Source organism: Acinetobacter amyesii (genome assembly GCF_002018365.1).
Lineage (GTDB): Bacteria > Pseudomonadota > Gammaproteobacteria > Pseudomonadales > Moraxellaceae > Acinetobacter > Acinetobacter amyesii.
On sequence record NZ_MVKX01000007.1, the window covers coordinates 93,549 to 112,857 of the forward strand.

Consider the following 19,309-nt stretch of genomic DNA (forward strand, 5'->3'; position numbering starts at 1 on the left):
CATATCAATGACCATTGCCTTTTTTTAAAATATTGAATGGTTGCCCTGAATCATCTGCAATGATTGAAATTTGCCAAATTTCATCTATTTCTGGAAAATTCTGATGCAGTTGATCAATGAAATAGTAATAACCCGGTGTATTTTCGGTAATATGAATGATTGTATTTGAACACAATATATAGAGTTGAATCTCATCAATGGTTCCAAGATCTTGGCGTACGACATCTATACTTTGAATATCTTTCCATAATATAGTTTTTGTGCTTATTTCAGGCCCAGTTATAGTGTATGTGAAACCATCATTAAAATATTCAAAATCACCTTTATCCTGTCTTAGAATCTCAAATTCATTTGTTTTATTTTTTATATCTTGTTTTAAATTAATTGAATCTACAAACCAAATATGAGGATGATAAATTATTGCATTCCAAATAATAAAAATACAAAGTGTAATTAACCAGATATTAGCTGTAATTACTATTGTAAGCACTGCCAATATAAATAAGATAAAACCCAAATTTAGGTTTAAAAATAATATAATTGAAGTTCTTATTGGTAGCCGTACTTTCATTGGCAACTGCTTGAATAAAATATCATCATCATTCAATTTTTCGTTATATTTAAAGTAAAAACAAATTGCCAGTATTAAAAATGATATTAAGCTAATGAATGTAAAATGTTTTTCCCATATTTGCCAATTAGATAAAAAATATATAAAAATGACCATAAATATTGAAATTGAACAATACATCGTAAGTAAGGAATTTAAAAAAATATGCATTTTCATTGATTTTTTAATCTAGTAATTTTTTTAATGGTATAACGATACTTAAATATACATAAATTTAAAGCATCATGATCAAATATTCTTTGCAAAATCAACATACCTAACGCTGAAAATTAATTTATATATTTATTTACTTGCTTTTTCATAGGTATGTAGTGAATTCCCCATTGCTGAGTTAATTCACCTACAATCTCAAAGCCAAATTTTTTATAAATATCCAAAGCATAGAAACTCGAATTTACCGTAATATGCTCAGGCTCATGCTGCATTATTTCGCTTTCTATAAACTCCCACATTTGACGTCCAAAACCTTGGCCATGATATTCAGGTTTCAAGAAAAAATGCATGAGATGTGCAGGATGCACATAAGCTACATTGCCAACGATTTTTTGATTTATTTCAGCAACAAAATAATGGATTAAATCACGCTCAAAAATATGTTTGAGCATGTGGGGCTTAAAGCGCTCACGGCCTTCTTCACTGCAAATAACATCATCGACAAATGGCTCAATAACTGCCGCGATTGCTTCAACATCCCCTACACAGGCTGGGCGTATGATCATTTTTAGCATGTTGTTCTCTTTATAAAAGTAATCCTTCAACTTCCTCCGTCAAAGAAAATAAACTTTCTTAAAAGAGTCATTTAATGAATTATCGCTTTTAGCTGTTATTTTTCAATACGTTTAAAAGTTACTTCAGCTAAACTTAAAATAGATGTTGTTCATCTTATATGCAATTGTCATTCAAATATTTTTTATCACAATTTTAAAAATATGCTAAGCATAAACGCTGAATGAATTCTAAAAATATAAAAAAATCCCCCAAGTTTGGAGGATTTTTTTACTTTATTTATTGAATAGCCATTATTATTTAATACACATCACGGCGGTAACGACCTGCTTTACGCAGTGTATGCAGTTGTTCAATGCCCAGTATCTCTTGCAAAGTGGTATCTACCGCTTTAGCCATATTTAAACTGCCGCAGATATAGAGACAAGCCCCTTGCTCTAGCCAATCAATCAATTCAGCTTTTTTTACAACTAGGACATCTTGCACATACTTTTCAGCAAAACCATCACGAGAAAATACTCGGTCGATTTCTACAATTTTAGCTTGGCTTTGTAATTCATGCAGCTCATCAGCAAAAATTGCATCGAAAGCTTGTTGACGCTCACCATAAATTAACCAGTTTTGATAGTGCTCTGTTGCGACACGTTGCTTAAGATGTGAAAGCAAACCCGCCATTCCTGAACCATTACCAATCAAAATCGCAGACTGAACGCCCTCTGCTAAGTGAAAATTTGGATTCGCACGAATATAAGCATGAATGCATTGACCAAGTTTTAAATCTTGCGTTAATAAACCAGAACCTAAACCTAGTTCATTGCCATGCTGCTCTTGACGTACAACGAGCTCTAATTGTTGGTCATTACTGCGGCTAGCAATCGAATATTCACGTATAGGTAAAGGTTTAAAATCTTCTAACCACTCTGCTAGAGATTGCTGATGTGTCCGTGTTGGTATTTGTCTTAAATTTCGATCACGTAATTGTTCAATATGCAGCTCATTCAATTCAGGATGAACCGACTGAAAATCTGCTAAAACTTCATGGTTATTTTCACATTGGATTTCAACGATATCGCCAGATTGCCAAAGCATTTCTTTTGGTACATCAAAAACCAAATGATATAAAGGTTGACCTTGGCTACCTGCATTTAACAAACGGCGAGATTTCAGCTGAATTTTATTCCATACCCGTGTTGGCTGTTGCAAAGCCATATCGTGCTGAAAATGCTGAGAAAGTTGGATATTCCAATGCGATAAATCATCTGCAGACATTTGATCAACCGTGACGAGATCAAACCAAGCTTTCGCTTGAGACTGTTGCAAAAATTGATTTAAGCGATGACCAAATTCACAAAAATTGGCATACCGACGGTCACCCAATGCCAAAATTGCATAACTTTGATGGCTTAAATCCAACGAATGTTGTGCCAAATAATGATCAAAATGTTGTGCGATATCAGGCGCATCACCTTCGCCATACGTGCTCACAATCCAAATCACTTGATGTGCTGTCTTCAATTGTTCAGCGTTGAAGGATTCAATACTCATCAGTTCAACAGCTTGCCCAGATTGAGCCAAACGTTCGGCAGTTTGTGCTGCGATTGCTTCAGCTTGACCCGACTGTGTCGCGTAGACGATCAATACAGCATCAGCACGAATGGCCTTGACCGATTTTTCTTTGGATTTTTGCAGCCACAAATAAATGATCGCAAAAACATACAAGGCAAAAATAATGGCAAAGAAAATCAGTAGCGTAATTACAGCTTGTGTCATGACAATGCACCTACACCGCTGTCCAGATCAGTAAAATAAATACCGCCAAACTGATTGCAGTGAGTAAAAGATGCGTCATTAAGCGTGATTTGATACTTAAAAACAGAATAAAACCAGCAATAGACAAAATAAGGATGACGATAGCACTGATATCAATCAACCAGCTCCAAGCAGTTCCCGCATTTTTCCCTCGATGCAAATCATTGATCAATGAAACGGTTGAAGCTGGTTTAGTACTGATTTCAACTTCACCCGTATCTAACATTGCCCATACATCGGTAGAACCCGCAGGACTTTCTAAGCGAATCATCACCTCAGTGTCCATGACTTCACTACTTTGATATCGCCCAACAATGTCCTGTTTTGTACGAACAAAGTTAAGAATATCGGTACTCGGATTTTCCTGAGCGCGAAGTTTCTCGAGTAGTTCGGGAGCTAATGTCACAGTAACAGTATTTTCGTCTTTTGCAGGTTCAAACCAGTCTGTGTTATTCAACAATAAACCAGTTAAAGCAAAAAACATCAAAATTAAAAATGCAAAAGCTGACAACCAGCCATGCACATAGCGTGCATGGCGATAAAAATCACGACGTTGGTACACTTAAATAAACCTTTTATCCAACTATCTTAATGAACTTTTTGGAAGTTCATGTTTACAGCACCAATTTCAGCTTGTGCTGCAAGGTGTTGTTTACTTGGTTTACTGCCTACGCTCAGGTTCATCGTTTGATATGAATGGTCGCCATGCTCACGTGAAGTTTCGATATGCACAATATAGTTACCTGCTGCCACGGCACGACCATGATCATCCTTACCGTCCCATGCCAACTTATAATTTCCCGGATGTCGAGATGGCTTAGCCACGGCATCCAAATTGGTCATTTGACGGCCGTATCGTTTCCACCAAACATAGTTTGAATTGATCCATTTTTCATCCTTACCCCAAACGGCTAAAGTACGGACAATTTTCTTATTTGCATCGGTCACCCATACAGACACATAAGGTGCTCGATATTTCTCAACATTCAATTTAGGAATGGTTAAGTCAATCACCGCTTGATAGCCCGCTGGCCATTTTGCTGATGAGCCTGCCGCAACGGTCAACATTTCAGGTGACTGAGCTTGTAGTAAATTATTCCATCCGGCTGTTTGGAAACTATCGCCATTTGACAAGGTCATTTGCGCTTCAAAGCCAATTAAACTTTCAATCAGTTCAATCCCTTCTGCAGGTGACATTGCAGCAAGTGCTGTAGCCAACGCATCTGCATCTGCGGCACACTGACCGACCACGACACATTGTTCAACTTCTTGTAATGGCATCCCTGTTTTAGGATCGAGCAAATGGCTTTGTCCTGCGAGTGTACGATAGCCTTTACCTGAAAATGCGACAGCTTGGTCATTTAGGTTGAGCACTTGAGTCGGCACAGCAAGGTCATGATGATTAAAGGCGTCTTGAACACCAATACTCCAACCTTGTTTTTGTGGTGCATTGCCCCACACACGGATATCACCACCAATGTCCACCAATATACCTGCGATGGCTGGCACGTGTTCACGAGCTGCAACCAATGCACGGTCGATGATATATCCTTTGGCATAGGCATCTGGTGCAATTTTTACATCAGCATTTAATTGAATCGATGATTTTTCTTGGTCAATCAATACAGCATCTGCTTTAAGTTCTTTGAGTACAGCTGCACGAGTTTCATCATCTAGCTTGACCACACCTTGTGATTTTTCCCAAAGTGCAATGAGTTGACCTAAACGTGCATCAAACGCGCCACAAGTTTTATCACGCCAAACTTCACATGCAGCAATCACTTCAATCAATTCAGGTGAAGCTTGATTAGCCTCTCGTTTTTGATTTAAGGCTGAAATTTCACTATCTGTACGCCAAACCGAAAGTTTTTGGTCTAAAGCTGCGATTTCCTGACGCAAGGCATCCATCGCTTGATTGGCTTCTTGCTTAGACACACCAGTAATGATCACGTCTAAAGATGTACCCAACACATGGTCTTGATGAAAACGATGCGTCAATTGTGACGTTTGTTCTGTGCTTGTAGCGTCATTGATATTGTCAGCAGCGAATGCCTGTAAAGGAGAAATCAGTGCCAGCGCCATTACCAATGGTGTGAGACGAAATGCCTTACGAAGCGGTCGATATTTATTTACAGCAACTGTCATGCTGATTCTCCGAAATATTTTTTTGAATATTATTGATAATGATAGTAGTTATCAAGTAGATTAGGTCGGAATATCTTAAATATTATTTCCTAAGAGTACGGAAAATGAATAACTGGCTAAAAATTGCATTATTGACGTCCCTTCCAGTATTAGGTCATGCACATAGCATGAGTCCATTTTTGTTACCTGAAGTCTTTGATACCAATGCGGGTCAAAATATCAGTTTCCAAAGTGCGATTACCATTGAAAAGTTTTTCATTCCAGGAATTAATTTTAAAACAACTTATGTTGTGACCGAGCCAGACGGTCAGCAAAAGCCGGTTGAAGCAGCGGCGAGTTTGAAACGCTTTAATATCGCTGAAATGGAAACTACCAAAGAAGGTACGTACCACATTCGCACTAAAGATGCGGTGGGTAATGCTGGCAAATATGCCTTGGTCGATGGCCGTTGGTTACGTGTTCGTGCCGTACGTCCTCAAACTGCACCACAAGCTCCTCGTCCTGCAGAAGCAGCAAAAGCACCTGCCCAAGCTGCAGCACCAGCTCAGCCACCTCGTATGATCGCTGCAGATCAAGTGCCTGCAAATGCACAAACCCTCGAAGTAGCCAATCATTTAATTGCTGAAACTTATGTAACTAAAGGTAAGCCGACGGCTCTACCAAAACTCACCAATAAAGGTTTTGAAGTTAAATTATTAACTCATCCGAGTGAACTTTATGAAGGTGAAAGCCTAAAATTACAGGTTTTAGTCGATGGCAAACCTGTTCCTAACTTAGAGTTGGATGTGTTTAAAGGTGCGAGCAGCTATGAGCCAAATGAAAAGCGTGAAATGCCGCATGTGACAACCAATGCCAAAGGTGAAGCTGAAATTAAATTTAGCGATGATGGCATCTATTTAATTACCGCATCTTATCCTGAAGCAAATCCTGACAATACTAAAAAACCTGCGGCGGCAAACTTTACTTATGGTTTGACTGTTCAAGTGAACGAATAAATTGATTTATTCTTAGTAAATATTAATCGCCCTGATATTGCATTGAAATCAATGCAATATCATTTACTCACATTAAAATCATCAAAATTCATGTGAAACATGATTCATTCAAGATCTTTTAATTAAATAGAGTTTAATAATTTCACGCTTAGACTAAACAACTGAATAAATACTATAATAAAAGCTAAAAATTCATTCGCTATTTGCGAAATCTTCGAGCAATCATGTCCAAAAATCTTGCAACGCTGATTGGATTCAGTGCAATCTTACAATGGTCTTCTATTATTGGTTTACTTAAGAAAATTAGTTTCAGTATTGGCCCTGATCTTGCTGTGCTCTTTATGTATACCTTGAGCGCAATTATTCTATTGCTCTTATTTAAAATTCCAAACCTTAAACTGGTTCCTCGCCAATTTTTGATTTATGCCACCATTTTATTTGTGATTTATGAGTTGTGTTTTTCTTATGCCATTGCTTTGGCTCAAACAGCTCAACAAGCGATTGAAATCAGTTTGGTTAATTATTTATGGCCAAGTCTGACGATTGCCGCATTAATCTTATTTAAAGAATTAAAATTTAACTTTTTCGTAATCATTGGTTTAGCCATTAGTTTGGGTGGCATCATTTTGATCCAAACTGGTAACGGAAGTTTTAACTGGTCTACAGTCTTTACGAACATTCAGTCTAATCCATTAAGCTATTTTCTTGCTTTTATGGGCGCGAGTTTATGGTCACTCTACTGTGTGATTACACGTAAATACAGTCATGGGCATAACCCTATTTCATTCTTTTTCGTTGTAATCACAATTGTGCTATGGCTAAAAATGTTGATATTTCACGGTATTCCGCAAATGCCTGCCGTAGACTTACATACCGGTATGTATATGTTGATCGTGTCCATCGTGACTGCTTTGGGCTATGCGGCTTGGAATGTGGGCATTATTAAAGGCAATATTACGATATTGGTGACTTTATCGTATTTTAGTCCGATTTTTTCTTCTGTTATTTCAATGTTTATATTACAGACACCACTGAGTTTAAGTTTTTGGCATGGTGCCATTTTAGTGACATTAGGTTCGCTGGTATGTTGGATTTCAACCAGTTGGCCACAAATAAAAGCCAAATTAATACAACTGCGTCATGAATAATATGGCGCAGTTAATTGCCTCTGATTATCTTAAACTGAATAACAAAACCGCGATTAGGCACAGCATGTGAAGTAACTGTGTTGGTGCAAAATATAGAAAATATTTCCAGCCACCTGTGAGAAATGCATTCACACATTTTGAAATTGCATGGGCTGATAATCCAATCACAACAGCATAAACCAGTGTCAAATTATCGATATTACCTTGCATCACAACGGTTGCCATAGCAGCATGGACTTCAAAGAGTGACGCTAACAATGTCCCTAAAATTAAACCTTTATCACCTAAAGCGAGATTTAATCCATACACAAGTGCTTGGATCAAAGTGAGTGTGATGGCAATGATTGCCGCCTGTTTTAAGCTAAACATTCGACTATCGGTATTTTCTAACGCCGCTGATTCATTCGCTTCTACACGAAGCATTTCGGGTTCTGACTCTTTATTATGCTGAACTTGAGATGAGCCATAAATCAGATACAGCGCAGCAAGGACTAATATCAAGATGCCGACGATACTTGGTATAACTAATATTTTAAACCATGCAAAACTCACCCCAAGGACGATGATCAAGAGTTGAACCAATGTCGCAACACATGAAAAAAGTCCTGCCCCTGCATTAGTTTTGGCACTGGCTTTTCCTGCTCGTACTTCCATACCTAAGCTTGCGATCGTTGCGGTGCTCGACACAAAACCTGATGCTAAGGCCGATAAAATAATCGCCTTATCAGAAGATAGTAGCCGCTTGGCGATGTGCGCTAATGACTGCACCACCAAAATCAATATCAGTAATTTTAAAATCACATAGGGATTTAATACTGAACCCCAATAGGCTTGATTCGGAGTTAACGGTAAGGCAATTAGAATCAATGCCAGTAAAAAGACCCCATCTCTTAACTCATAGTCTTTGATCCAATGCGCTGCAAAATGATGTAAACCTTTTTTTCCAAATAATATGAGGGTCAGCACGACAGCCAAACACGCAGCCAGTGGAATATTAAAAACACAAGCGGCGCCGATTAAATAGGTCATAACAAAAGCAAGTTCAGTGGTTGTTCCAATATCTTGTTTTTGTTGACTTAATCCATAATAGCTAAACATACTGACGACAATTGCACCGATCACACCAACAGCTAAATGGATTAAAAAACACAATGCTCCAAACAACGCGCAAATGGTAAATGAGCGTAAACCGGCAAAACTCTGTTCACTGTCCAAATTGTTGTTACGTTGACGCTCCAAACCGATGAGCAATCCACAGCCTAAAGCCGAAGCTAAAATCGTTAACAATGCTGGGAAGGATAAAGTTTGTATGAGTATTTCCAAATTTAAGCCCTTCCATCAATACATTGTTTATATTGGCAATATAAATAAAAAATAATTAAAAAAAATTAACGCTAAAATTCGAAAAATAAATATATAAATTGAACAACTTGAACATTTTCAATCATGTTCAAAGTTTAATCATCCTTTAAATCATAAACAATTCCATGATAAATATCTTAGTAAACATTAATTTTTCTCATATTTTAATTAAAAAAAATATTCGAAAATCTGACTTAAATTTGGCCTTTATTTGCCTTCATGACTGTTTAAAGCACACATTAAGCCCAAATCACCATAATCGCCGCAATCACCACTAAGGCTAAACCCCAATGATCAGTTCTTGCGAGTTTTTCCTTAAAGAAATAGGCAGAGATTAATAGACTAAATAATATTTCGATTTGACCTAGGGTTTTAACAATCGCAACTGTTTGCATGCTCATAGCAGTAAACCAGCCCAAGGACGCTAGAAAGCTACAGACACTAACGCGAAAGGTCAGACCGACTCTCTCCCACATGGCAATGAGCGTTTTGCGGCTAAATAGACTGAGGTACAGCAGCATAATTACACATTGAAAGCCAATTACACTCAACAATACCCAAGCCGCACGATGCAAAGTCGGTAAATCACTTAGCTCTAAACTGGCTTCACGAACCAATAAAGAGGTAATTGCAAAACTTAATCCACTCCCTACACCGATGCATAACGTTGGCAGAGATAATTTTTGTCGTTGAGAACCTTTGCTTAAAAGAAAAACGGCAACACCACCAACCAAAACACCAATCCAACCAAATAAACTTAAATGTTCACTTAAGAAAATCACCCCAACAATGGCCGCAAATATCGCTTCACTTTTCGCTAAACCGACACCGATGGCATAATTCTTTTGCTTAAAAAGTAAGACCATTAAAATCGTCGCTAAAATTTGACTTAGTCCTGCAATCACCACATACACCCAAAACATAGGTGTAAATGTGGTCACTTGAGTCACAGGCTGTTGTTGGTACAGCACAAATAAATAAATGCAGGCAAATGGGAGCCCAAAAATAAACCGTGCAAGGGTGACACCATACACATCAACAGTGGTACTGAGTTGTTTTTGAAATGCATTTCGCCATGACTGCATAAAAGCAGCCATTAAGTGAACAAGATCCAAACTGGAAACATAAGAAAGGTGGTTTAACGGTGGATGCCTCACCAATTTACGCTTTTATTGAATTGAATGCGACCCAACACAGCTAGATTATTCATTGAACTTGGTTATGGATTCATTGAAAAAAATTTATTTAAAAACCTAATATTAAGAGCTTGGTATGTATCGAAAGGTAAGTTTTTATAAAAAAACGCAAAGGCATGTCACCTTTGCGTTTTGCACTTTACCAACATTTAGTTAGTGACTTACATTAAGTTAGCTTTCTAGTAATACAGCACCAAATTGCTCACGTAGATCTTTTTTCAACATTTTACCTGTGCCGCTCAAAGGAATGGCATCCACGAAAATCACTTTATCTGGTACCTGCCATTTAGCAACTTTATCTGCATAATAATCCAAAATTTCTGTTTCAGATAAATCAACATCTGGCTTTTTAATCGCAATCAATACAGGACGCTCATCCCATTTCGGATGGGTCGCTGCAATCACTGCCGCCATTGCAATTTTAGGATGTCCCATAGCTAAATTTTCTAACTCAACAGAAGAAATCCATTCACCGCCAGATTTGATCAAATCTTTTGAACGGTCACTAATTTTTAAGAAACCATCTTCATTTAGGGTTGCAATATCCCCAGTATCAAACCAACCATCTGAGGTTAATGCAGACTCTGTTTTGCCAAAATAATTGCCAATAATCCAATGCCCTTGGATCTGTAAATTACCCGTCGTTTCGCCATCACGTGCAACTTCGTGTGTACCGTTTTCTTCATCGGTAATACGTAAATCGACCCCGAATGGTGGACGACCTTGAGACAATCGTACTTGTAATTGTTCTTCTTCAGATAATAACAAGTGTTTGGCTTTAAACTGGTTTGAAGAACCTAATGGACTGGTTTCGGTCATTCCCCAAGCATGAATCGTTTCGCAGTTAAATTGTTCTTTAAAGACTTTTAACATCGCAGGAGGACAAGCAGATCCACCAACCACATTACGCACTAAACTTTGGAGCTGACTGCCCGCTTGCTGCGCAGCATTAATTAATCCCTGCCAAATCGTTGGAACACCCAATGCAACGGATACTTTATAGTCATCAATCATTTGCGTCAGGCTCGCACCATCTAAACCTGGGCCTGGCAGCACTAAAGTACATCCCACCATTGCCGCAGCGTATGGCGTACCCCATGCATTGACATGGAACATCGGCACAACAGGCATCATAATATCTCGCGCTGAGATATTTAATGAATCCGGCATACAAATCGCATAACTGTGTAAGACTGTTGAACGATGGCTATATAACACACCTTTCGGATTGCCTGTGGTACCCGAGGTATAACATAAAGAACTAGCCGATAATTCATCTAATTCTGGCCATGTATAATCTGCAGATTGCCCCGCGATGAGTTCATCATAAAATTTAACGTCTGGCACCGCTTCGACAATCGCTGCATCTGGTGCATCTAAACAAATAAAGTGCTCAACAGATTTTAATAGTGGTTTTACTGCTTTGATTAAAGGCAAAAAGGTTTTATCAAATAACATCACGCGGTCTGCGGCATCATTGATGATAAAAATTAATTGTTCTGGAAATAAACGCGGATTAATAGTGTGACAGACATAACCACTACCTGAAATAGCGTACCAAGACTCTAAGTGACGATGGTTATTCCAAGCGATGGTCGCAACACGATCCCCTAAATTTAAACCGAGTGAAGCAAGAACATTGGCAAATCGTTTTGAATTTTTATGAACATCACCCCAAGTGGTTTTCGTAATCGTCGTGTCTGTATTTTTTGAAATTACTAAACTATCCGCATGATAGCGACCTGCATGTTCGATCATGCTACTAATCAAAAGCGGTTTAAACATCATATTACCAAGCATTCTTTGCTCCCACATTCATCCATATTGAGTTGTTGTTTTTCCGCACTGTCCTGCAGATTTTTTAAAACTTTGCACCATGTCAAAAGTGATTATTCTTCATCGACAAGGCTGAAAGCAGTAGATATGAAACGCATATCCAAAACTGATTCTTATGTTTTAACCTTAATTGATTTTAGAATCCACTGTTTTATTGCTCAAAATATGAATGCTTTAGTGGTATAAAATGCAAAAATGAATGCTTTTGCCTAGTTCAAAATATGGTCGTATTTTGTTTTCGCTCTGCTGCTTTAAATGATGTCGTTTTCAGTTATCAAATAATTGAATGAATCAATTGGCATAAAAAAACCCAGTCTAGATACACTGGGTTCATTCGTCGCATTAGCCGTTGTAGTTAAGTTGAAATAGTTACAGCACTTCAAACTCAATACGACGGTTTTTCTTACGACCTTCAGGCGTAGTATTGTCTGCTACAGGCTTATTTGAGCCCATCCCTTCAGTACTTAAGTTCGCCGCTGCAATATTTTTTGAAATCAGGTAGTTTTTAACTGCATTAGCACGATCTTGGCTTAAACTTAAGTTTTTCTCAGGATTCCCCGAGCTGTCTGTGTGACCAATAATTCGTACTTTTTTCCCACCGACGCGATTCAGTGCGACAACCATTTCATCTAAGATCTGTACCCCAGATGGCGCTAAAATCGCGCTTCCAGATTCAAATTCAATAATACGATTACGTAAAGCCGCATCAATAATGGCCTGTTCAGCTTGATTGACAGAAAGCTGTGCATTGAAACGATAAGGTGCTGTGACCAAAGACTGGAACTTGGTGGTCGTTGGTTGGATATCGTTTTGATTTGACATCTTGCCGCTTAAATCGACTTGCGTTCCGCGAACAGAGAGTTTTCCCTGTTTTACTTTCTTTAAGTCGTCATTAATCATTTGGCTTACGCTATTACCCCAACCATTAGGTGCTGTAACCGCTCGAACCTGAATTTTATCAACCACATTTGCCTGACCATAGGTCAAATAGGCTTTATTTAATATTTCTTGCTTGGTTGCTTCATTCGGTACAGCACCTTCAATCACAATAGGCTCTGCCCAAAGCAAAGTCGAACAACCTAAAATGCACACACTCGCAAGAAATTTGGGCAACATTGGTAAGATTCTTTGCATCATTATTCTTCTATAAAAGTCTGTCTAAAAAGTTTAATGCCATGAATAAGGCTGATCTGACGCTCACTCAAAGACTGTTCCAAAACGGCTAAGCCTGCATTTTGTTCAAGATAAGGATCAATCCAACTGGCATCGATCAGGGAAACCCAATGATCACTTTGCATATTTTGGGTAAATACATCACTCAGCGCTGTAATATCAGCGCCTTGAAAACCAAACAGTAAAACAGGTGAATCACTGTGTAGGATGCCGATGAGTAACTCAGCATCTTGGTTTTCGACAAAGCGACTAATCAAATTGACCCAAAAAGCCGCGATTTCATAGCAGTAACTAATATTATTGATTGGTAAGATCAGCACTTTATTCAACCGAGACGTGCCCTGATGAATAATCGGTTGTAGCAGCAAACCGAGACCAATCATGCTTTGCGCCAACTGATAAGGCGTAAAATTCAATAAACGTGCAAATGAATGCAACGTATGGTGCTCATAAAAAGAAGAGGTTTCCTCTGTTCCGAACACTTGGATTTCGTTATTCAATTTACCTAATTTATCGAGCAAAATATCGGGATCGCGAATTGAACGCATCACTCGGTTACGCTGATATAAATCAATTAAGGTCTGTTTATAACGATATGGTGCATACAAAATATTATCGAAAGGATCATCGATTTCTAGCAGATGAGCCAACACCATTGGAAATTGACGCTTTGAACTGTCTTCACTGCTAATCAAATTGGCAACCAAAAAACGCTTATCTTTTGGACTGGCAATAAAGAAATCTAATGAAGGTAGTGAGTTATACGCTGCATTAAAATTGTCTGAACGCATAGCGAACTCAAGCGCCTCCGTGATCCACTGATCGATTAACTGAATCAGTGAATATTGTTCACGGCTCTTTAAGAAGTCACCACGAGCTGGACATTTTCCATAATACAGCGGTGTCGTTCTCACTTCATACATCGTCACACTCCTTGTTCTTTTGCACGAATGCCACCGCTCTCATTTTTAAATTCATCATCATGGTGTTGCTGTTCCTTGTACAACACTCATCGGTGAAGTTGCTGGTGGCGCTACAGGCGCTTGTCCTGCAGGCATCGTTTGCGCTGCTACGACACGAACACCTTTATTCGTCACCACTTGATCAACAAGAGTCATACCTGAATAGCCTGAACCTGTAGTTGGGCCAGATGCGTTACCACTAATTAAACGGAAGTTCACTTTTACAAACACTTTTGGATTTTGTTTGCTACGCCATACCATTTCAAATGAATTACCATTTTGTGTACGCTGAGCGCCTTCAACCAATCGGTTAATACCATATTCCCCCGGCTCATCAAAAATCGTATGCGTTTGACCATCCAAGTCAATCGCGGTAATACGTGCACCTGGAATTGCCCCTTTATTTGGCCAAACGAAGTTCACCCATTGCTGAACACCGTTTTCATACACCATACGCTGACCATCGATATCAATGGTATATGAAAGCAACTGTGTATTCTCTAACGGGAAGAACTGGAAGTTTGATTGATTGGTTGCCGCAGGTGCTGCTTGACTCAATTCCCCTGTAGCTACGCCATTACTTGGGGCAACATAGCGTTGGAAATTCGCTACAAATTGTGGATTTAACCCTATACCCAAATCTTTCCATGTTTTCGTGGTTAAGGTATAGCCACGACGAATCACCAATGGATCTAAATATTCTTTTACAAAGCGAGCGATACTTCCGTTTTCACCAAAAATTTGGCTAATTTCATTACTGGTCGCTTGTAAAGTTGCATTGCTATTAAATGGATATTTAGGCGCAAGATTAGTTGTAAATGGTTGATACGCCTGCATTGCCCACAACTTATTAATTTCGTTTTGAGCTGGGATCAAAAGAACTTCAAATGACTGAGTCACCGGCTGCATAAAGAGTTTTTGAATCAACTGTTGATCTAATTCATTTAGACCCACAGACATTTTTTCATCTACGAATTTTTGTGTGCTATTAAAGACAGAGCTTTGATCATTGATGGTTTGTTTCACCAATGTCATGCTTGCAGGTCCCATATCACCGCCACTCTTTAAGTCATTAAACTTACTACGCACTTGACTCAAAGACAGCATGTATTCATCTAAAATAGATTTGTTTTGCTGATCATCACGCTTACGAACCAATTGATAGAACACATCAAATTCTTTTGCAATAACACCTTGACCTGCTTTAGAAGCAACTTGCTGTGCCTGCTGCGCATCATCACGGCTAAGGACTTTACGTTTAAACCACGCAATAAAGCCTTTCTGAGGTGCAGCCAGTTCTGCTTGAACAATTGGATTATCCCAACTGGTTTCTTTCGCAATACGGTCAACCACTTTACGAATTGGCGAATTTTCAGGTTCACCTAAAATATCGATAAAACGTGACTGCTGAGCGACATCTGCGCCTTTGCCATAATGTACTGCATTTAAGAATTTACGCCATTCAGCGATATATTCCTGCTTATAAAGTTCGGTTAACTGTTTACTGATCTGATCTGGACTACCACTAAACGTTAGATCATCAGAACGATTGGTATTGAGTACCCAGTCTTGGGTATCTGTCGGATTATTCGCAGCTTGGTTAATCGCATCTTTTACATAATCATTCCAAGCTTGGTAAGTAAAAATACCCGGCAAGGCATAACTACCTAACATGCTGTTTTGGCCTGTTTCACCTAAAATTTGCTTCACAGTTACTGCAGGGAAACGTACCGAACCACGCATTTTAATTTCATTATAAACGCGGTCACGTGCGGGAATACCCATGGTAACAGCTGTTAATAATTGACGTGTTTGATCAACCAATAAAGGATCAGATTCCATTTGCGGGAACGCAGGATCGGCAGCTAAAGTCATCGCATAAGATAAAACTTGTTCGGCTTTTTGAATCATTTCCCCACGTGGCATTTGACCGCGATTTGAATCTAACCACGAACGCCAGAAACGAGTAACCTGGTCACTCAAATGGCTCGATTCCATATATTTATGATTGCTCATCATCAAATACGCCTTCAGTGCATTATATGCATCCTGAGGATTGGTATCCGATGGTTCTAAATAGGGCTGATTTGATTTCACAGCTTGAGTGATTTGCACATTGACGTGATTTTCTTTCAACGTCGCTTCATTGGCTTTAACGCGTTGTAAGTACTGCGCCATATTTTGCTGAGATGGTGCCAATACAATTTGTTGAATACCTCTTAAATACTCAACTTTGAGTTTTTCACGAATTTTATTCCCTTGGTATAAACCAAAGCTATATTTCAAAGGACGATCTTCATCAAAATGATCGAGCTGCTGTAAATGCCCTTGTAATATCAGCAATGCATCCAATTGAGTCGAAAGCTCACTTCCGCTACGGCTTTCCATTTGTACAACTTTGTCTAGGTCTGCCTGAACTTCAGCCACGAGTTGTTGGTTATTACGATACGACCAAACCCATAATCCAAGCACCACAGCAACCAATAACAATGCAGCAATAAATGCCATAAAGCGCTGACGTTTACGTGCAGGATTAATATGTTGTTTAACCAGATTTTTATCTTTTAAAATGACGGTTGAAAATAGTCCTTTTAAGAAATAACCATGGTCTTGTGAAACAGAATTTGTCGGAATGCCAAACTCGCTATCCGTACTTTTCACCAAATGAAAATCTTCAGCAATTTGTTCGGTCATCGGACTTTCAATTACACCTTCTTGCAACGCACTGGTGAAATAGAAACCACGGAATACCGGTTTAAACTGATAAGGATTGTCTTGAAACAACGTACCAATAAAAGTTTTTAACACTGGCTTTAAACTTTTAAACTCAAGTGGAAATGTCATTACACTTGGAGAAATATTTTGCGAATGACGACGACTCAAGTGTGTCGTACTGACGCTCTTCAAACCATCATATAAAATTGAATAATGCTTTTCGAACATCTCAACGGCATGTTCAGATGAGTCTGGATCATAAGGCAGTGTTGCACCCCAAACTTGATCAAATTCATCCTTATCATAACAATCAAAAAATTCAGTAAAGCCTGCAATCAAATCCATTTTTGAAAAAACGATATAGACTGGCGCAAAAATTTCTAAACGTTCAGTCAAATCCTGTATACGTGCGCGTAAATTTTTGGCTAATTTGATTGATTTTTCAGGGCTTTGACTGACAAGTTCAGCCACAGAAACAATCACGATTAAACCGTTAATTGGTGCTTTAGAACGGTTTTTTTTGAGAATATTTAAGAAACCTAACCATTCTGAATGGTCTTCGGCATAAACTGAATAACGACCTGCGGTATCGAGTAACACACCATCTGTAGAGAAAAACCAATCGCAGTTACGTGTACCACTTAAACCTGCAGACACCATTTTCTGATGAGTTTCTTCAAATGGAAATCTAAGACCAGAATTATAAATCGCTGAACTTTTACCCGCTGCTGGGTTACCAATCACCATGTACCAAGGTAATTCATATAGGGCTGCATTACCCTTTTTATCGCCAAGTTTTGATTTACGGATAAGTTGAATCGAGTCTTTCATTTGCTGATTGATCAGCGCAAGTTCTTCTTTATTCTTTTGTTTGCCGTATTCAGCTTCATTATCTTTGGCAATTGCCTCAGCAAGCTCTTCGCCTTGCTGTTTATGACGATAATGCTGCACTAATTCATATATACCCCACAGAATTAATCCGAGAATATAAACAGCAACCACAATGTAAAAAGTCTTTTGTGGAATCGAATTATGCATAGCCACAATGGCCACAAAAAATGACAAAGCCACCATCGCTTTAGGATTGGTGACGTACTGCCAAACATAACCGAGGATCGTATAAAATAGTGTGTTCACAATGTTCTCAATTTCGTCTTAATTCTAATTAAACAGTTTCTTGTTCAAGTTCATCTTCTACTGAAAATGCTTGAATAAAAGCAAATGTCGATTCTTGGTCTGTGCTATAAATCATGGCAGTTAACTCTTCTGGCAAGTGCATACCCAACATGAATCCAAAAATTTTTGCCAATTGCTGGGTATTTCCAAGATTCTGTTTTGTATATAAAAAATGATAGGTTTCAATCGCGGTTTCATTAAATTTATGCTGTAATTTTTGCACCACTTTCATATCTGTTGCATCATCTAACATCAATAAAAAGGGTTGTTCTTGATCATACTGATCTAAATTATTCAGTGCTTTAAGCTCTAAATTACGTTTCAACTCAGGCTCATGTGCCACCACTTGTAGCACTTTATTTGGAATTAACCCTCGAACTTGAACGTCTGAAGCAGCCAAACACCAACTCGATGTAAACTCTGCAGCAATGTACTTTTCTTGCAGCCACATCTTTTCATCAATCCATTCTTGGTCGATTTCAGAGTCGGCATTGAGAATCAAACTGACTTCAGACTTTTGTTTTGAAATCATCTCTAAAATGCTTAACCATTCTGAATAAGCGACTTGAGTACCGATAAAATGTGGCTCGATATGAATTTGTTCAGGAATGATCGAAAATCCGTCAGAAAGATACTGCTGAATAATCTGGGCAAAATCATCATTCCATTGATGAATCAAATTATCAGCAAGCAAAATATGGACATTTAAACGATTTAAACGTGAAACTTGCAGTGCATTGTTCGCCAAATGTTCTGGATGTTCATCTTGCGTATAATCTGGATCCACCCAACCCGGATGCATACGGTACTGATATGCCAATTCACTATCATAAAAGAGTGCTGATTGCTTCAGATGCTCAGCAATTAAAAATAGACTTTCAACGTGTTGCTCTAGTTGTTGCTGAATAAGTGACTGGATTCGTTTTTCACGCATGGTGATGGCACTAAATTCATCATCACCCTTTTCACTAGTAAGTTCATCTAAATCTTTGATTCGAAATGAAAGAACAGGCAAACCGTATGCATTGAATAATTTATCATCGAGTTCAGGACTTTTGAATTGTTGAATATCTTGGATAATTTGTTCGTTTTCACCAAAACTATGCCAAGCCGCTGAAGAATAAACATTTAAACGAAATTGCTGTACATCAATAGGCTTCGGTTTTGCTTGTTCAATGGCCTCAAGTTGTTGTTGCTCAGCTTGTTCTTCTGCACGTTTTTCAGCTTCAAGTTTTTTTTCTTTTTGATGTTGAATGCCCTTATAAATCAAATAAGGCGACAAAATAATTGCACATAAAGCGACAGGAAGAAGTAGAAAATAGGTGACCAGATCAAAAGCTGTCGGGTCATAGCCTGTATCTCGCCAGTAAAAAATCACGAAAGCAGTACACAAAACAAAAAGCGTACTAAAAGTTCCAATTATTAATTTCAGCAT

The 19,309-nt window shown here is 38.4% G+C and carries 13 protein-coding genes and 1 pseudogene; 2 read left to right on the forward strand and 12 right to left on the reverse strand.

Annotation, left to right across the window (positions count from 1 at the left end; genetic code table 11):
• Positions 1-4: 4 nt before the first annotated feature.
• The 5 genes from B1202_RS11565 to B1202_RS11585 all read right to left on the reverse strand — a co-directional run bounded on the left by B1202_RS11565 (position 5) and on the right by B1202_RS11585 (position 5,311).
• Positions 5-571, reverse strand: a complete 567-nt coding sequence (locus B1202_RS11565; protein ID WP_143221605.1) for a hypothetical protein — start codon at positions 569-571, stop codon at positions 5-7.
• A gap of 329 nt (positions 572-900) precedes the next feature.
• Complete coding sequence (locus B1202_RS11570) at positions 901-1,350, reverse strand: GNAT family N-acetyltransferase (RefSeq protein WP_143221609.1); 450 nt, start codon at positions 1,348-1,350, stop codon at positions 901-903.
• A gap of 307 nt (positions 1,351-1,657) precedes the next feature.
• Positions 1,658-3,127: a sulfite reductase subunit alpha gene (locus tag B1202_RS11575; protein WP_078190756.1), complete on the reverse strand. Its 1,470-nt coding sequence runs from the start codon at positions 3,125-3,127 to the stop codon at positions 1,658-1,660.
• 10 nt (positions 3,128-3,137) lie between these two features.
• Positions 3,138-3,728, reverse strand: coding sequence for a PepSY-associated TM helix domain-containing protein (locus tag B1202_RS11580; protein ID WP_078190757.1), 591 nt, complete (start codon positions 3,726-3,728; stop codon positions 3,138-3,140).
• 26 nt (positions 3,729-3,754) lie between these two features.
• Positions 3,755-5,311: a DUF2271 domain-containing protein gene (locus tag B1202_RS11585; RefSeq protein ID WP_078190758.1), complete on the reverse strand. Its 1,557-nt coding sequence runs from the start codon at positions 5,309-5,311 to the stop codon at positions 3,755-3,757.
• A gap of 104 nt (positions 5,312-5,415) precedes the next feature.
• Here B1202_RS11585 and B1202_RS11590 point away from each other — a divergent pair, with 104 nt between their 5' ends.
• The gene (locus tag B1202_RS11590; protein ID WP_078190759.1) at positions 5,416-6,306 is read left to right on the forward strand and encodes a DUF4198 domain-containing protein; all 891 of its coding nucleotides are present in this window, start codon (positions 5,416-5,418) and stop codon (positions 6,304-6,306) included.
• 224 nt (positions 6,307-6,530) lie between these two features.
• Positions 6,531-7,454 carry an aromatic amino acid DMT transporter YddG gene (gene yddG / locus B1202_RS11595; protein WP_078190760.1) on the forward strand — a complete coding sequence of 308 codons (924 nt, stop codon included), beginning with the start codon at positions 6,531-6,533 and terminating at the stop codon, positions 7,452-7,454.
• Positions 7,455-7,478: 24 nt separating this feature from the next.
• Here yddG and B1202_RS11600 read toward each other — a convergent pair whose 3' ends face one another.
• The 7 genes and pseudogenes from B1202_RS11600 to B1202_RS11630 form a co-directional block, all read right to left on the reverse strand.
• Positions 7,479-8,777: an MgtC/SapB family protein gene (locus tag B1202_RS11600; RefSeq protein ID WP_078190761.1), complete on the reverse strand. Its 1,299-nt coding sequence runs from the start codon at positions 8,775-8,777 to the stop codon at positions 7,479-7,481.
• Between the two features lie 278 nt (positions 8,778-9,055).
• Positions 9,056-9,942: pseudogene (locus B1202_RS11605) on the reverse strand (DMT family transporter).
• A 241-nt stretch (positions 9,943-10,183) separates the two neighbouring features.
• The gene (locus B1202_RS11610) at positions 10,184-11,812 is read right to left on the reverse strand and encodes a long-chain-fatty-acid--CoA ligase (protein ID WP_078190763.1); all 1,629 of its coding nucleotides are present in this window, start codon (positions 11,810-11,812) and stop codon (positions 10,184-10,186) included.
• 405 nt (positions 11,813-12,217) lie between these two features.
• Entirely contained in the window at positions 12,218-12,964 is a 747-nt protein-coding gene (locus tag B1202_RS11615) for an OmpA family protein (RefSeq protein ID WP_228145165.1), read from the reverse strand.
• A 20-nt stretch (positions 12,965-12,984) separates the two neighbouring features.
• Positions 12,985-13,944, reverse strand: coding sequence for a type VI secretion system-associated protein TagF (gene tagF / locus B1202_RS11620; RefSeq protein WP_078190765.1), 960 nt, complete (start codon positions 13,942-13,944; stop codon positions 12,985-12,987).
• 57 nt (positions 13,945-14,001) lie between these two features.
• Positions 14,002-17,835 carry a type VI secretion system membrane subunit TssM gene (tssM, locus tag B1202_RS11625; RefSeq protein ID WP_078190766.1) on the reverse strand — a complete coding sequence of 1,278 codons (3,834 nt, stop codon included), beginning with the start codon at positions 17,833-17,835 and terminating at the stop codon, positions 14,002-14,004.
• Between the two features lie 28 nt (positions 17,836-17,863).
• Positions 17,864-19,309: a hypothetical protein gene (locus B1202_RS11630; RefSeq protein WP_078190767.1), complete on the reverse strand. Its 1,446-nt coding sequence runs from the start codon at positions 19,307-19,309 to the stop codon at positions 17,864-17,866.

Excerpts from the sequence above, each read along its gene's own strand:
- B1202_RS11565 (WP_143221605.1), bottom strand. The coding sequence starts at position 571 with ATGAAAGTACGGCTACCAATAAGAACTTCAATTATATTATTTTTAAAC.
- B1202_RS11570 (WP_143221609.1), bottom strand. The coding sequence starts at position 1,350 with ATGATCATACGCCCAGCCTGTGTAGGGGATGTTGAAGCAATCGCGGCA.
- B1202_RS11575 (WP_078190756.1), bottom strand. The coding sequence starts at position 3,127 with ATGACACAAGCTGTAATTACGCTACTGATTTTCTTTGCCATTATTTTT.
- B1202_RS11585 (WP_078190758.1), bottom strand. The coding sequence starts at position 5,311 with ATGACAGTTGCTGTAAATAAATATCGACCGCTTCGTAAGGCATTTCGT.
- B1202_RS11590 (WP_078190759.1), top strand. The coding sequence starts at position 5,416 with ATGAATAACTGGCTAAAAATTGCATTATTGACGTCCCTTCCAGTATTA.
- yddG (WP_078190760.1), top strand. The coding sequence starts at position 6,531 with ATGTCCAAAAATCTTGCAACGCTGATTGGATTCAGTGCAATCTTACAA.
- B1202_RS11610 (WP_078190763.1), bottom strand. The coding sequence starts at position 11,812 with ATGCTTGGTAATATGATGTTTAAACCGCTTTTGATTAGTAGCATGATC.
- B1202_RS11615 (WP_228145165.1), bottom strand. The coding sequence starts at position 12,964 with ATGTTGCCCAAATTTCTTGCGAGTGTGTGCATTTTAGGTTGTTCGACT.
- tagF (WP_078190765.1), bottom strand. The coding sequence starts at position 13,944 with ATGTATGAAGTGAGAACGACACCGCTGTATTATGGAAAATGTCCAGCT.
- B1202_RS11630 (WP_078190767.1), bottom strand. The coding sequence starts at position 19,309 with ATGCTGAAATTAATAATTGGAACTTTTAGTACGCTTTTTGTTTTGTGT.